Origin of the sequence: Paenibacillus paludis (genome assembly GCF_042610515.1) — a bacterium.
Lineage (GTDB): Bacteria > Bacillota > Bacilli > Paenibacillales > Paenibacillaceae > Paenibacillus_AQ.
In genome coordinates this window covers 487,014-500,987 of the sequence record NZ_JBGJZP010000001.1, presented here as the reverse complement: position 1 = coordinate 500,987, position 13,974 = coordinate 487,014, and the positions used below count along the sequence as shown (strand labels likewise).

General features: G+C 48.5%; 13 protein-coding genes. 9 read left to right on the top strand and 4 right to left on the bottom strand.

The annotated features are described in order from the left end of the window. Positions 1 to 13: 13 nt before the first annotated feature. Positions 14 to 892, bottom strand: a complete 879-nt coding sequence (locus ACAN56_RS02155; protein ID WP_379140116.1) for a hypothetical protein — start codon at positions 890 to 892, stop codon at positions 14 to 16. Between the two features lie 211 nt (positions 893 to 1,103). Here ACAN56_RS02155 and ACAN56_RS02150 point away from each other — a divergent pair, with 211 nt between their 5' ends. The 4 genes from ACAN56_RS02150 (at position 1,104) to ACAN56_RS02135 (ending at position 5,509) form a co-directional block, all read left to right on the top strand. Then, positions 1,104 to 1,253: a hypothetical protein gene (locus tag ACAN56_RS02150; protein WP_379140114.1), complete on the top strand. Its 150-nt coding sequence runs from the start codon at positions 1,104 to 1,106 to the stop codon at positions 1,251 to 1,253. Beyond that, the gene (locus ACAN56_RS02145) at positions 1,246 to 2,505 is read left to right on the top strand and encodes a DNA polymerase IV (protein ID WP_379140112.1); all 1,260 of its coding nucleotides are present in this window, start codon (positions 1,246 to 1,248) and stop codon (positions 2,503 to 2,505) included. The genes ACAN56_RS02150 and ACAN56_RS02145 overlap by 8 nt, the downstream gene beginning before the upstream one ends. Next, positions 2,502 to 2,975, top strand: coding sequence for a YhjD family protein (locus ACAN56_RS02140; RefSeq protein WP_379140110.1), 474 nt, complete (start codon positions 2,502 to 2,504; stop codon positions 2,973 to 2,975). The genes ACAN56_RS02145 and ACAN56_RS02140 overlap by 4 nt, the downstream gene beginning before the upstream one ends. 251 nt (positions 2,976 to 3,226) lie before the next feature. Further along, the gene (locus tag ACAN56_RS02135) at positions 3,227 to 5,509 is read left to right on the top strand and encodes a type IA DNA topoisomerase (protein ID WP_379140108.1); all 2,283 of its coding nucleotides are present in this window, start codon (positions 3,227 to 3,229) and stop codon (positions 5,507 to 5,509) included. 96 nt (positions 5,510 to 5,605) lie between these two features. On the opposite strand, the gene ACAN56_RS02130 is transcribed toward ACAN56_RS02135, so the two are convergent. From ACAN56_RS02130 to ACAN56_RS02120, 3 genes are all read right to left on the bottom strand, one after another. Next, positions 5,606 to 6,334, bottom strand: a complete 729-nt coding sequence (locus tag ACAN56_RS02130; protein ID WP_038592876.1) for a DsbA family protein — start codon at positions 6,332 to 6,334, stop codon at positions 5,606 to 5,608. 97 nt (positions 6,335 to 6,431) lie between these two features. Then, positions 6,432 to 7,184 (bottom strand): HAD family hydrolase, encoded by a 753-nt coding sequence (locus ACAN56_RS02125; protein WP_038592873.1) that lies wholly within the window; start codon positions 7,182 to 7,184, stop codon positions 6,432 to 6,434. A gap of 106 nt (positions 7,185 to 7,290) precedes the next feature. Next, positions 7,291 to 8,214, bottom strand: coding sequence for an ArsR/SmtB family transcription factor (locus ACAN56_RS02120; protein ID WP_342435709.1), 924 nt, complete (start codon positions 8,212 to 8,214; stop codon positions 7,291 to 7,293). 267 nt (positions 8,215 to 8,481) lie between these two features. On the opposite strand from ACAN56_RS02120, the gene ACAN56_RS02115 reads away from it, so the two are divergent. The 5 genes from ACAN56_RS02115 (at position 8,482) to ACAN56_RS02095 (ending at position 13,919) form a co-directional block, all read left to right on the top strand. Further along, positions 8,482 to 9,660, top strand: coding sequence for an MFS transporter (locus tag ACAN56_RS02115; RefSeq protein WP_379140105.1), 1,179 nt, complete (start codon positions 8,482 to 8,484; stop codon positions 9,658 to 9,660). Positions 9,661 to 9,750: 90 nt separating this feature from the next. Next, the gene (locus ACAN56_RS02110) at positions 9,751 to 10,476 is read left to right on the top strand and encodes a phosphonate ABC transporter ATP-binding protein (RefSeq protein ID WP_341093726.1); all 726 of its coding nucleotides are present in this window, start codon (positions 9,751 to 9,753) and stop codon (positions 10,474 to 10,476) included. A 35-nt stretch (positions 10,477 to 10,511) separates the two neighbouring features. Then, on the top strand, positions 10,512 to 11,795 hold the full coding sequence (locus tag ACAN56_RS02105; protein ID WP_156130893.1) for a hypothetical protein: 1,284 nt from the start codon (positions 10,512 to 10,514) through the stop codon (positions 11,793 to 11,795). Next, the gene (locus ACAN56_RS02100) at positions 11,788 to 12,486 is read left to right on the top strand and encodes a response regulator transcription factor (protein WP_038592865.1); all 699 of its coding nucleotides are present in this window, start codon (positions 11,788 to 11,790) and stop codon (positions 12,484 to 12,486) included. Before ACAN56_RS02105 ends, ACAN56_RS02100 begins: the two co-directional genes overlap by 8 nt. Next, complete coding sequence (locus ACAN56_RS02095; RefSeq protein WP_038592863.1) at positions 12,483 to 13,919, top strand: sensor histidine kinase; 1,437 nt, start codon at positions 12,483 to 12,485, stop codon at positions 13,917 to 13,919. Before ACAN56_RS02100 ends, ACAN56_RS02095 begins: the two co-directional genes overlap by 4 nt. Positions 13,920 to 13,974 lie beyond the last annotated feature (55 nt).

Below are 13,974 nucleotides of genomic sequence, written 5' to 3'. Positions count from 1 at the left end.
GGGCTTGTTTTGTTTATTCTGCTGCTGTGTACTCACTTACTTCATAGGTGAGTATTTTGTCAAAGACAACATAATCTTTACGCTTTTTAAAGGGACCTTTATTGTTGCTATGTTTATCAATTGCATACATTCCAGGGCCTCTGCCTGCATCACGGGCATCATACCAAGTCAAAAAAGCGTTAACTTCGTTCATAGGAAGATCATATTGTTTTTCTATTCCATTCAATAATGTAATTGTAAGTATTGCCTGGTCACCAGTTGGTTGTTCTGGAGTTGGTGTAGGAGTTGGTTGAGGTGTGGGATCTTTCCCAAAACCATAGACGTTAAATTCAGAAACAGTCACTTTAAAGTCAACTTCCTTAGAATCAGTTCCTTTAGCATAAAGTATTACTTTTTTAACACCAGTTACTTCACCTTTACCCAGAGCAGCTTTAATTCGATTGCCACTCACTAATGTTGTTGATGTTATGGAAACATTTTTGGAATCGTAATAAATAGCCAGTAACTCACCTGTACCTTCTGATATGAATTTTGCAATAGCACCATTAATCGTTACTTCCTCAGGAAAAACGTAAACTAGCTGCTGCCATTTCTCCATAGATTCTGTTGTATCCTCGTTATTATCCGTTAGCTTAGTAATGTATTCTGTCAGTTGAGGGTTTATACTCAGTCTTTTTCCATCGAGTAAACCTCCAGAATAATCATACATTGACGTTGCAGTGAGGTTCGTTGTTACTTGGGGTGTAGGCATTGGTGAAAATGTAGGTGTTGGCACGGTGGGCATATTAGCCGGAGTATCAGTAACTATGATGGAACCACTTGCTAGCGCACTCTGCACGGGCAAGGATGCAAAAACTAATAATAAAATTAACATTAGTTTAAACTTTTTCAATTGGAACACTCCTCATATGTAGTATAGATAGACACTTTACAAAACTTAACAAGGATTGTCTAAACAAATATGTCTATATCTGCAATAAAGTGAGCGGAGATAATTAATTACTTTTTTATTCCATTCGAAGAATATCTTACTTATTGTATAAGGAACGTATGTTTGGTTATAATACAAACAAATGTTCTTATTTTATCGGAGGCGATCAATCATGAAAATGAGTATCGGCCAAACCATTGAAATCATATACCTGGACAAATTGGGAGAGATCGCTACTTGCTTATCAGTCCGTGCGCCACGAGTCTTTCTGCTCTCTAATATCCTCGGGTGGCATCCGGTACGGGAGCAGCGATATGCCTAAGGACCGAATCATTTTACTTTCAGATTGCCAAGCGTTTTACGCAAGCGTCGAAAAGGCTGCTCACCCTGAATACAAAGATAAGCCTGTCGCAGTCGGAGATCCAACCAGGATGAATGGCATTGTATTGGCAGCATGCCCCATCGCCAAAGCCTATGGTGTAACCACCGCGTCACGCGTGGGTGAAGCAATGACTAAATGCCGGGATCTCGTGGTCATCCGGCCACGGATGAGTACGTATATAAAGGTCTCTCTGCTGATTTCAGAAATATATCACGGTTATACCGACCTTGTTGAAGCCTTCAGTATCGACGAGCAATTTTTGGATGTGACAGGCTCATTGAGCTTTTTTGGAGGAGATTTGCAGGAGGTAATTCACTCCATTCAGCAGCATGTCATGTTATCAACTGGTGTTTGGACCAGAGTGGGGATCGGACCGACAAAAATACTTGCTAAGATGGCAAACAACTTTGCCAAGAAGAAGGACGGCGGAATTTTCAGGCTTGATTACGACAATTTAGATAAAGAGCTCTGGCCGTTGCCAGTGCATGAAATGTTTATGGTGGCTGGTCGAATGAGCAAAAATTTTTACCGCATGGGTATTACCACAATTGGAGATATTGCCCGTATGGAGTTAGGTGAGTTTAAGCGGAGAATGCGTACGACCATGGGCAAGCAAAGCGATATTCAGGCGGAGTATTACTGGCAGACTGCCCGTGGCATAGATCCCAGTCCAGTAGTTACCGGCATACGCCATCAAATCAAATCAGTAGGACACGGTAAGGCTCTACGCTGGAATTTGTATACCCGGCTACCTGAAATCGAGGTTGTTTTGCTTGAATTGGTGATTGAGGTGTGCCAACGAGCGCGGAGATACCGGTATATGGGAGCAACGGTGTCTATAGCGGTATCAGAAACCGATGGTGATAAATCAAACTCATACAGCCGACAAATGACACTGCCGGAGCCATCGTCTTTAACTCATGAGGTGGCAGCAGCGGCATATCGCTTATTCGTTGATAATTGGACCGGTATGCCTTTAAGCCGTTTAGCGATATCTATATCGCATTTGACCGATGACAGTGTCATGCAGCTTACCTTATTTGATGACCGTATCCGCACATACAACAGAGAATGGGCAATTGATCAAATCAAAACCCGGTACGGTAGCCGAGCGCTCATACGTGCTTCCTCGTTGCTCGAATCTGGTGTTGCCCTGGAACGGGCCGAACAGATTGGAGGACATTATAAATGAGTAAATTAAACGGGAATGAGAGATGGAAAACCAAAATGTTAATGACCGAACACGTGGAGCAGTATGAGCAGAAGCAAGATGATGAGGTAAGAAAAATGATAACCGTCGATGAACGGACAATGGTTCGTGACCTCATATTGCTCCCTTACATAGATACTATGGTTAGCAAGAGCCTGAAGGAGATCGAACATTCAGGCAACATCCTTAAACGCGCCTATTTAATGGCCGGTCAAGCCATACAGCGTAGAATTATTCAGGATACCTATCAGTTACAAAAAGAGCTGAAGCAGCGGAATATCAGGATGCTGGCGGATGAACAGGAGGAATTTTTGGTATATTATAAAATCTTTTGCCGGGGGTACCAGGAACGCTTTGGACTAACCCGTGATGTTATGCGTACAGAGATAAGCTTAAGGTTGACCAAGTATACCGCCGACCTTGGGGCAGTATTAAAAGACCTGCAAAAATAAAACGAAACCCCGTCAGTGATAATGGCGGGGTATTTTTCATTCACATCCGGTTCCATCACCGTCAACTGGAGTTGCAAAGGAAGCTGGAGCTGCTCTTTATATTTAATGATAAAAAAGCCTGGTAGAATCCATGAGCACCTGTATTTGGTGCTCAACTTATACTGATTAATAGCAGGTAATACGTTAAACATAATGGTATAATAGACTACTGGACGTATTTTGGAACAATGAAGGTTAAGGAGCGATACTTTTTGAAGACACTTATTATTGCGGAGAAACCGGATATGGGGCGGAATATCGCCGCCGCAATAGAACCAAAGGCCAAAAATTACCGTTCCTATCTGGAAGGGGAGCAGTACATCATCACATGGGCGATTGGACATCTTATCGGGTTGGCCGAGCCTGAAGCCTATGACGACAAATATAAAAAATGGAATATCAATGATTTGCCGATCATCCCCGAGCAGTTCAAGCTGGTACCCAATGCGCGTACCATTGACCAGCTGAAAGTTATTGGTGAACTGGCCAAACGCAGCGACCTATTGGTCAATTCCTGCGACGCCGGGCGGGAGGGACAGCATATCTTTTCGCTGATACAGCGGCATCTGAAGCTGAATCAGCCGGTGAAACGGCTGTGGATTTCCGATTTGACTCCGGAGACGATACGTAAAGGGTTCCAGGAGCTGCGGGACGGTTCAGAGTACGAAAACCTGACCAAAGCCGCCAGAGCACGCAGTGAAGCGGATTGGCTGATTGGCATGAACGGCTCGCGGGCGTTTACGACCAAACATAATGTGCTGCTGTCCGTCGGGCGGGTGCAGACTCCAGTACTTGCGCTGATCTATGACCGCCAGAAGACGATAGAAGCTTTTTCATCGCTTAAGTTTTTTGAAGTGGAGGGACATTTCGCTCAGAACGAGATGACCTACAAAGGGATGTGGCAAGGGGAACGCCTGACGGATGGAGCCAAAGCTGAAGCATTGGCCGCCAAGGTCAAGGGCAAGCCGGGCAGGATAGCTTCTTATGAGGTCAAAGAGACGAAAGAGTATCCGAATAAGTTATATGATTTGACGCTGCTGCAGCGCGAGGCGAACGGTAAGCATGCTTTTTCCGCCAAAAAAACGCTCGATATTGCTCAGGCATTATATGAAAAGCATAAGGTGATCTCCTATCCCCGGACCAACTCCAACTACGTGACCGAGCAGAACATTCCGGAGATGCACAAGACGCTTTCCGCCCTGCAAGGAACATCGTACGACGAATGGGTCAAAGGCGCCAACCGGAATCTGGTCCATAAAGGCAATAAGTTTATCTGCAATCCCTCGAAGGTTGAAGATCACCATGCCATTCTGCCGACTAACCGCAAAGCATCGGGACTTAGCACGGATGAGGCCAAGCTGTACGACTTGATTGTGCGCCGCTTCCTCTCGCAATTTTATCCGGCTGCTGAATATAAGGTTCATACCGTACTTACCGAGGTGGAGAACGAAAATTTCAAAACTACGGTCAAGGAGCTGCTGTCCCTGGGCTGGAAAGTGATTTACGGCGATCAGAAGAAGGACAAGGCCAAGCCGTCCAAGGGCAAAGGCAAGGAAGATGAAGAGGAAGAAGAAATTGAAGTGAATGAACCCTTCTCAGTGGTTCCTGCCGATGAGGTGATCTGCAGTGATGCGATCGTCAAAGAGAAGGACACGCAGCCGCCCAAGCACTACACGGAGGGCACGCTGCTGAAAGCAATGGAAAGTGCGGGCAAGCAGATCGAGGATGAGGAGCTGCGCGACGCGATGAAGGACTCCGGCCTTGGCACACCGGCTACCCGCGCGGCGACGATTGAACGGCTTAAGAACGTGGGTTATGTGGAAATGCAGGGCAAAAAAATCGCCATCACGCAAAAGGGCAGGACTGCCATTGAGCTTATTCGTGGTGCAGGTGTCGAACTGCTGACGTCACCGGAAATGACCGGCCAGTGGGAGCGGCGGTTGAATGAAATCGCCAGAGGCACGGCGGCGGACGGGCAGTTTATGGAGAACGTCAAACGCTTCGCCTCGATGATTGTGGACAAAGTCCGGGTACAGTCCCGGGCAGCCAAAACCTCCTTTGAAGGGGAGACGCCATCCTTGAAAGGCGGAGCCAAAGGACGAAGCGGAGCCGGCGCGGCACGTAAGCCGGCAGGTAAACCGGCTGAGGCGAAGCCCCGCAAAGTGGCTGGAGAGTCAGGAGCGGAAGCTGCCGGAAAATCGGCTGCGGCCAAAGGGGATGACGGACCAAAAATCATCGGGAAGTGTCCGCGGCCCGGCTGCGGTGGAACGATTTTTATGGGCCGCAAAGGGTATGGCTGTTCCCATTACAAGGAAGGCTGTAAATTTGTCATCTGGAAGGAAAATCACGGCCGCACCCTTAGTGATGCCCAGGTCAAGGCGCTGATTGAGAAAGGCAAAACAGGCAAGCTGAAGCTTGCCGGTGAGGACGGCTCACCGCAGGAGGGCAAGCTGGTACTCTCGGATGTGAGTACAGGTCAACTGACTGTAGAATAAAGGCAAAGTTTAAATCTTACGAGCAATCAAAGAGGATGCACCCTGGCCTAATGATTTCCGGCCGGAGCACATCCTCTTTTTAAATGCATTACTTTCTTATTTGACCAGTTCGGCTTCGATGGCAGCGGCCAGTGTTTCATATGAAGAGTTCGGCAGGAGAACGCCGTTCACCATGAATTTAGGTGTGCCATTCACTCCATAAGAGCCGGCAATCTTAAAGTCTTCCTTCACATCATACATGTAGGTGTGATTCTGGACATCCTGCTCAAATTGAGCATAGTCCAGGCCATCAATATTGTCCTTCACGAAGTCTAGGATGAACTTTTGGGTAATCCAGATCTTGCTTTCGTCACCCTGATTCTCATATAACTTATGAAGATACTCCCAGAATTTCTCGTTACTCTGCTTATAGATGGCTTCGCCGGCACTTGCGCCAAGATAAGAATCCCGGTCAATAAATGCAAAGTTCATGAAATAAAATTGCACTTTGCCACTGTCTACATAATCTTTAATGAACGTATCCAGATAAGTTGCCGTCCATTTCTTGCAGGCAGGGCATTTGAAATCGGCGAATTCAATGACCTTGACCTTGGCATCTTCACTTCCGAGATGCGGCTGCTTCTCATACTTCAGCCCGTCAACCACGATGGTGCCTTTTACATCCGTGTAGTTGGGCAGATTGTCGAATACTATGGCCTCATCGTCTTTGTTGCTCGTCGTGATATAGACAAGCACACCAAGGAGGATAACCACAACTACAGCCAGCAGCATGGGGAGTAAGCGTCTGCTGTCCGGAGTGTTCTTAGGGTTCGTCTTCTTGTTCATTCCTACCTCCTGCAATGAGATGAGAATCTTCTCAAACAGTATAATCACACTGCCAGGAGGTTGCCTATGTCATTTGTAACAAGGACTTGTCTTTTTGTCAGCCGTGATTTTGCCGCAGAGACGCTGTCCGGATAACCGGGGTTACTTCGTGAATGGAAGAAATGGTTACTACAGATTGCTGCATTTCACGTTGAAGCTCGATCAGGTTATAGAGCCATTCATTCTGCTGCTTCAGGTAAATGCTGTTGATGCCTGCGGTCACGGCAGGGAGTACATCGGTGCGCAGAGAGTTGCCGATCATCCAGGTGCGCTGGCGCTCGAACGGGTAAGTGCTCAGAATATTTTCCAGTGATTCTACATTTTTGTGCTGGCGGATAAAGATCCGGTCGTTGAAATATACATCCAGCTTCATCTGTTCAATCTTGCGCTGTTGAATCGTATCGTCGCCGCCGGTGTACAGATATAAATCATGACCGTCCTGTTTCAATGAATCAAGCGTCTCGACCATGCCCGGATAAGCTTCGATTTCCTGATCATAGACACTGAGTCCAAGCTTCATCAGCTGCTGCTCCTGATAGGGATCGGTTGACCGGTTGAATTTGGCGCAAAAATAGTGGTAGGTTGCGATGAGGGACTTGGGGAAGTTTTCACTGGCCAGTCCGCTGGTGCTTACCGTCTCTACATCAATCTCGGCCTGTTTGGTGCGGACTTCACTCGTAGTAGGACCAATGCCGCTGAACCAGTCGGACATGAGTTCGAAATACTGCCCCAGAATGAGGTCGAAATATTTGTTGCAGTGCACCAGGGTGTCGTCCAAATCGAAAATTACTTGCTGTGTTGAATATTTCATAACGCTCACTCCTAAAAGTTTTGTTAGCAGATACTTATGGGCAGGGCTTCGTACAAAACTCGCTTCGTAAGCATTCACTTGTCTCTGTCTCTATTTGGTACTGTTATTATAAACGAATATAGGATTCCAGGAACATCTGAAGATCCGAGGCGCCGTCCGCGCGGATGCTGAAACGTTCATTGCCTTCTCCTTCACTGCCCAGATGGACGCGCAGGAGACCGGCGACCCGCAGGATAAGCAAATGATGCATAAGCATTTCACTGGACTGGCTCAAATCGGACTGCATGTCCCATATGGTCTTGGGCTCATTAGCCACATAGCGCAGCAGTCTTAGACGCGTCGGATCCGACAGCGCCTTGGTCAGGCGCAGCAGTACGGTAGGCGGCTCGTCTTCGTCTTCAGAAGGCACATCTACAGGGTACTGAATGATCATTAAGGTATTATAGAAGCAATACGTATTAATCGGCCGGTTGTGCACTGTAGGCAGCAGCACAATAGTCTGCAAATCCGGGATGTCTCCGACTACCACTCCGCCTGAGGCGTATTCAATCAGCGCTCCAGGGTCCATTTTGCTCTCCAGCAGCTTCTTCTCCGAGGCATCCTCAATCAGCAACGGCAGAATCTTCTGCTCCACATGGCGGAAGTACTGATCATACCAAAGGCGAAGAAGCGGAGCATAGCTGTCCCTGATCCGTTTACATTCTTCAATCGTAAAATCGGGGAACAGGGGAGACAAGCGCCCGAAGCGCTCCTCCAGTGAGGAGGACTCCAATTCGTCCAGGAACTGCAGCACTTTGGAGCCTGGCCCGCGGTTGTAAGCCCAGGCATACAGCACATCATAGTCAGTAAAGGGCCATTCGGCAGCCTGCTTCAGAGCGGATACCTGCTGCGGCGGTATGCGGCCGTCGAGATCACGGACCCAGTCGGGACCTATATCCAGATTAGAGATCCATTTACCGGTAACATATATCATGAAACTGTCCAGCAGTTCATATACAGGCGAGACATCAATTTTCAGTTCATAGCTCATGAAGCATACACCCCCAGGGAAATCCGTCACTTCTATATATTATCTCTTGTTTTGAAGAGGGTTGTCCACTATAATGTTCGGTGTTTGCCGTTTCACGTCCGTTTGCTTAACTATTGTATTACATAGCCCTAAGCTTCCGAAGCCAGTTTTGTTCAAAGCGACTCAGGAAGCAAATGCTCACAAAACTAAGCGTATGCTTTCGAAGCCAGTTTTGTTCGAAGCGACTCAGGAAGTAAATGCTCACAAAACTTTTAGGAGGATTCATCCGTGTCAGACCGGCTCACCGCAACAAGCAAACTGAACAACAAATGGAATTATATGATTCTGATTACCGTTATTATCGCTGCCGGGCTCAGCCAAGGGCTGCTGCTTCCGGTACTCTCCATTCTGCTGGAGCAAAAAGGGGTTTCTTCCTCACTCAACGGCCTTAATGCCGCTGCTTTATATGTAGGCTCTTTTGCGATGACGCTGGTAGCCGAGCGGGTTCTTGGCGCCATCGGCTTCAAGAAGCTGATCGCTGCCGGGCTCAGCCTTGTGCTGGTGGCGCTGCTCTTGTTCCCGCTGCTGCCGGGTATCAAGGTCTGGTTTGTCTTGCGCCTGTTTGTGGGCATTGGAGACTCAGCCATTAACTATGCCGCGCAGCTATGGGTGCTGCTCATGACACCTGCGGAGCACCGGGGGCGCAATCTCTCGCTGTATGGGATGTCCTACGGTCTCGGGTTTAGTCTCGGCCCGCTAGGGATCAGCCTGCTGCGATATGGCCAGGCTGCACCGTTTTTGATCATCGCTGTGCTTTTTGTACTGGTGCTGCTGCTGGTCCTCATCAAGCTGCCGGATTCTCACCCGGATAAAGTGGAGCATGGTGAGGGACAAGCGCGGCGTTTCGGGCGAAGCTACAGCCTCGCTTGGTATGCCCTGATTCCTGCACTTCTTTACGGCTATATGGAAGCTAGTCTGAACAGTAATTTCCCTGTGTACGGACTGCGCATCGGCTACAGCACGGATCAGATTGCTGCGCTGCTACCATTCGCCGGTATTGGCGGTCTGCTGCTTCAACTGCCGCTGGGGATATGGAGCGACCGCTACGGCCGAAAGAAGATTCTGATCTTTTCCGGTGTGAGTGGCGGTCTGGCCTTTACCTTGCTGCCGCTGTCCGGTAATCATTTCCTGCTGACGCTGGTTGTGCTGATGCTGGCAGGCGGTCTGGTAGGTTCTTTCTTCTCGCTGGGTCTAAGTTACGCTGCAGATATTCTTCCGCGTAATTTGCTGCCTGCAGCAAATGTGGTTTCCTCCTTTCATTTTAGTCTCGGCAGCATTGTGGGACCGGGCATCGGCGGACTGCTGCTAGAATTTGGCTGGGGAAGCGGTGTTTTTGTCCTGCTGGGCGCTTTTTATATATTGTTCGGTTTGGCAGGGTTATTATTCTCGCCACGCCAGCTGAATTGAGGTAAGATAAGAACGGATGCTCGCATGGAAATCGATCACGCTTTCAGAGTACACTATAGAGTAGAGTCAAAGACAGGGAGAGGCTGAACTATGATCACAGTTGAACATTTAGCCAAAGCAGTCGGGGAAGAAAAAATGCCTGTTCTGCAGGACATTGGCTTTCAATTAGAACCAGGTGAGCTTGTTGTACTGCTGGGAGCCAGCGGGAGCGGTAAGTCAACGCTGCTGCGCTGCCTTGCGCTGAAAGAGAAATGGGACAGAGGGAACTTCAGGGTGGATGGAGTCAATATTCTCGGAAATGTCTTTACCGGCAAACGGAAGATCCGCCGGGAGTGGGCTTATCTGGAACAAAATGCAGAGCTCAATCCGAACCGGACTGCGCTTAAGAACGTGCTGATAGGCCAGTCCTCACAAACACCGCTCTGGCGGATGGTGACAGGAATGGTCCGTTCAGACGACTACATGGGCGCGATGGACGAGCTGGATTTATTGGGTCTGCTGGATAAGGCCAAGATGAAGACAAGCCAGCTAAGCGGCGGAGAACGCCAGCGGGTGGCGATTGCCCGGGCACTGGTTCACGGAGCCAAGGTAATTCTGGCAGATGAACCGGTTACCGGTCTTGATCCGCGTACAGCAGAGGGAGTGCTGGAAACCCTGCGCAAGCTCTGCAAAGAGACAGGGCTGACGGTAGTGACGGTGTTGCCCCTAGAGCTGGCGGAACGTTATGCTACACGGTTGTGGGTGCTTGAAGACGGCCGGATCAAACATGATGTAAAGGGCCGCCGTCTGACATCACAAGAACGCCTGCATCTGTAAACATTACACCACGAAACAAGGAAAGAGTGATGAAGTTGAATAATCGAGTTCTGAGACGTCTGGCGGCGGTATCTCTTTCTCTGTCCATACTGTCGGGCTGCACCTTCATCAGCGATCCTGTTTTGCGGATGAAGGCGCCGGAGCTGTCTGCCGACAAGGCTTCGCTGATGACGGCGATCACGTCCCACATGCCAGCCGGAGCTTCGCTGATCCGTCCGGTTAGTGACGATGACAGCTCTATTTTCACTGAGGATCTGGACAAGGACGGAACGATGGAGACACTCGTCTTCTATTCGACGAAGAACGAGGCCGTACTGATTCACGGCATGATCCTGGAGAAGCGGGACGATGTCTGGGAGAAGAAGCTGGTATTTGACGGTGGCGGAACGGAATTGGATTCCGTTGATTTAAGGGATGTAACCGGTGAGGGGAAGCTGAATATCATTGCCGGTTATTCACGAGGTGTAGAGAAAGGGATGGTGGTCTACTCCTATTCCGGCGGAGAGCTGGAGGAAGTGCTCTCCCAGCCCTACACGAAATATATGGTCGATGATCTCAATGAGGATGGGATTGAAGACATCACGGTTGTGTATTTTAAACGTAATGAGTTTGCGACAATTACTACCTATCAGTACAACGACGGCTTTAAGGTTTTGGATGAGCTTGACGATCTGGATCCTTATTTCAGTAATTATTACAATATTGTCTCAGGAAAAGTGGCAGAGAATAAAGAAGGTATAGTTCTGGATTCGGCAGTGGATTCACGCTCAGCATATACGACGGTGGTAGTGATGGAGAATAATAAGCTGCGTGTGGTGATCCCCGGAGATGCCCGGACCTTTAAGGACAGAAAGATTGTCAGCGAGGATATCGACGGCGACGGCGTTATCGAAATCGGATTGCTGGAGCCGCCGAAGGGCTGGGAATATTTTGATCCTGAGACGATTCCCTATTTCAATTCTTATTACAAATGGGACGGCAAAAACGGCTTAACCTTTTCCGCGCTGCAATACCGTGATCCGTCGGACCGCTTCAGGATTGATCTTTTACCGGAATGGCATGAGAATGTTACAGTGGATACCAAGTCGGTCCAGGACAAATCACTTAAGTTTATTTTGTCGAATACCGGTGAGACGGTAGCAGAAATCTCATTCTTTTCTCCGGCGGAATGGGAGCGCGTAAAGAGTAGCGGGTGGAAAATATTAGGATTTGATCTTGATAAGTTTATCGGCTACCGGGGAGAAGTTGAGCAGAACACAAGCGGGGGCGACAACAATAAAATCACCTCGCCTATAGAAAGGAAGGGAATCGATGAGTAAGGTATTAATCCTGGAGGATGAAGAATCCATCCGCAGTTTTATAGTTATTAATCTCAAGCGTAACGGATTTGAGGTGCTGGAAGCCGCTGACGGCAATGAAGCACTGCACAAGCTGACTACGGTTCCTGATATTGATATTGCACTCCTGGACGTAATGGTTCCCGGAATCGACGGATTTGAGGTGTGCAGACGCATCCGGGAAACGAATGAACGGCTCGGGATTATCTTTCTTACGGCAAAAGTCCAGGAGCAGGATAAGGTTTACGCCCTTTCAGTCGGTGCGGATGACCATGTCAGCAAACCATTCAGTCCTACGGAGCTGATCGCCCGTATACAATCGCTGCTGCGCCGTGTCAATGTTCACCGGGAGCAGTCTGCAAAGGTCTCATTTCATTCGGGGCCGTTTACGCTCGATCTGATTTCCAAACAGTTTAAGCGCAGCGGGGAAGGCATCGAATTGACGCCAACCGAGTTTTCATTGGTACAATTTTTCCTGGAAAAAGAAAACACGCCGCTCAGCCGCGACTCGCTCTTGGATCATGTCTGGGGCAAGGAGTACATGGGTGATCCGAAAATTGTTGATGTAAATATCCGCCGGCTGCGCCAAAAGATTGAGAATAATCCCTCAGAACCCGAATACCTACAGACCGTATGGGGACACGGCTATAAATGGAAGGGTCAAGGACAATGATCAAGAAGGGGATGCGCAGACAGATTGTACTGCACTATATTCTTGTAGTCTTCGTGGCGCTCCTCCTCGTTGAGGTTATTTTTCTGCTGGCCATCCGGACGTATTATTACGATAGTGTTTATAATAAAATTACGACCCAGATCGGAATATCGGAAAACTTCTATAAATTTACATTTTCCAACGAGGGTTCGCCCGTTCATTTTCAGAAGCTGCTTGAATACTTCGATATGGATAATACAGAATTGGAGATACTGACCCTTAACGGTGATATCCTTACCGGATCTACGCCATTTCAGCCTGACCGTACGATTACTACCAGTGATGTTTCAGAAGCGGTTGGCGGAAGTATCGGACGCTGGGTAGGCAGACAAGCAGGGACGAATGAGAGCGTTATGGCGGTATCCAAAATGCTGCACATTAACGGCCGCGATTCTTTTATTGTAAGATACCTTACGTCCATGGAGAGAATCAACTCAGATTTGCTGAATCTTACCTTGGTATCCATCGGTATCGGTGGAGCAGTAATGGCTATTGTTATGCTCTTCAGCTTCGGTCTCGCCAATTCCATCGTAAAGCCGCTCAATAATATTACGGCAGTATCGGCGCAGATGGCCAAAGGCAGATTTACGACCCGGATCAAAGGTGACTACAAATATGAGATTGGTGATTTGGCAACCACACTCAACTATATGGCAGATGAAATTATCCGCAGCAATCAGATTAAGGATGATTTCATTTCCTCGATTTCCCATGAGTTGCGGACGCCGCTGACCAGCATCAAGGGCTGGAGTGAAACACTGATTTCAGGTGGCTACGATCCGGAGGAAACCAAGCTGGGCATGGGGATTATATCCAAGGAAAGCGACCGGCTGATCGGGCTGGTGGAGGAAATCCTCGACTTCTCCAAGCTGCAGCAGAATGAGATGAAGCTATCCATCGCTCTTATCGATATCAAAGTTGTGCTTCAGGAGACGATACTGAATGTATGGGCCAAAGCGGAGAAGAAACGTATACATCTGCTGCTGGAATGTGAAGGGACGATCTATATCAAGGGAGACGCCAACCGGCTGAAACAGGTATTCCTGAATTTGGTGGACAACGCGGTGAAGTTCTCCCCTGAAGATTCCAGCATTGTCCTGTCCACCCACCGTCTCTCCAAGGAGGAGATGGCTGTCATTGTCAGGGACAGCGGAATTGGCATCAGTGAAGCCCACCTCTCCAGAGTCCGCGATCGTTTCTTCCAGGTCGACGCGCTGAACGGAGGAACCGGACTGGGGCTTGCCATTTCCCAGCAAATTGTGGAGCTTCATCACGGAAAGCTGGAATTGGATAGTGAGCTGGGCAAAGGAACGCAGGTTACTGTTATTTTGCCGCTGACCGAGGAACAGCCTCCAGTTGCAGCAGAGGGTGAAAACGGACCCGAATTACTGTAACAGGCTCTTTATGAGTGTAAAGCGACAGGAAGTAAATATTGCAAGAAAAAAGCAG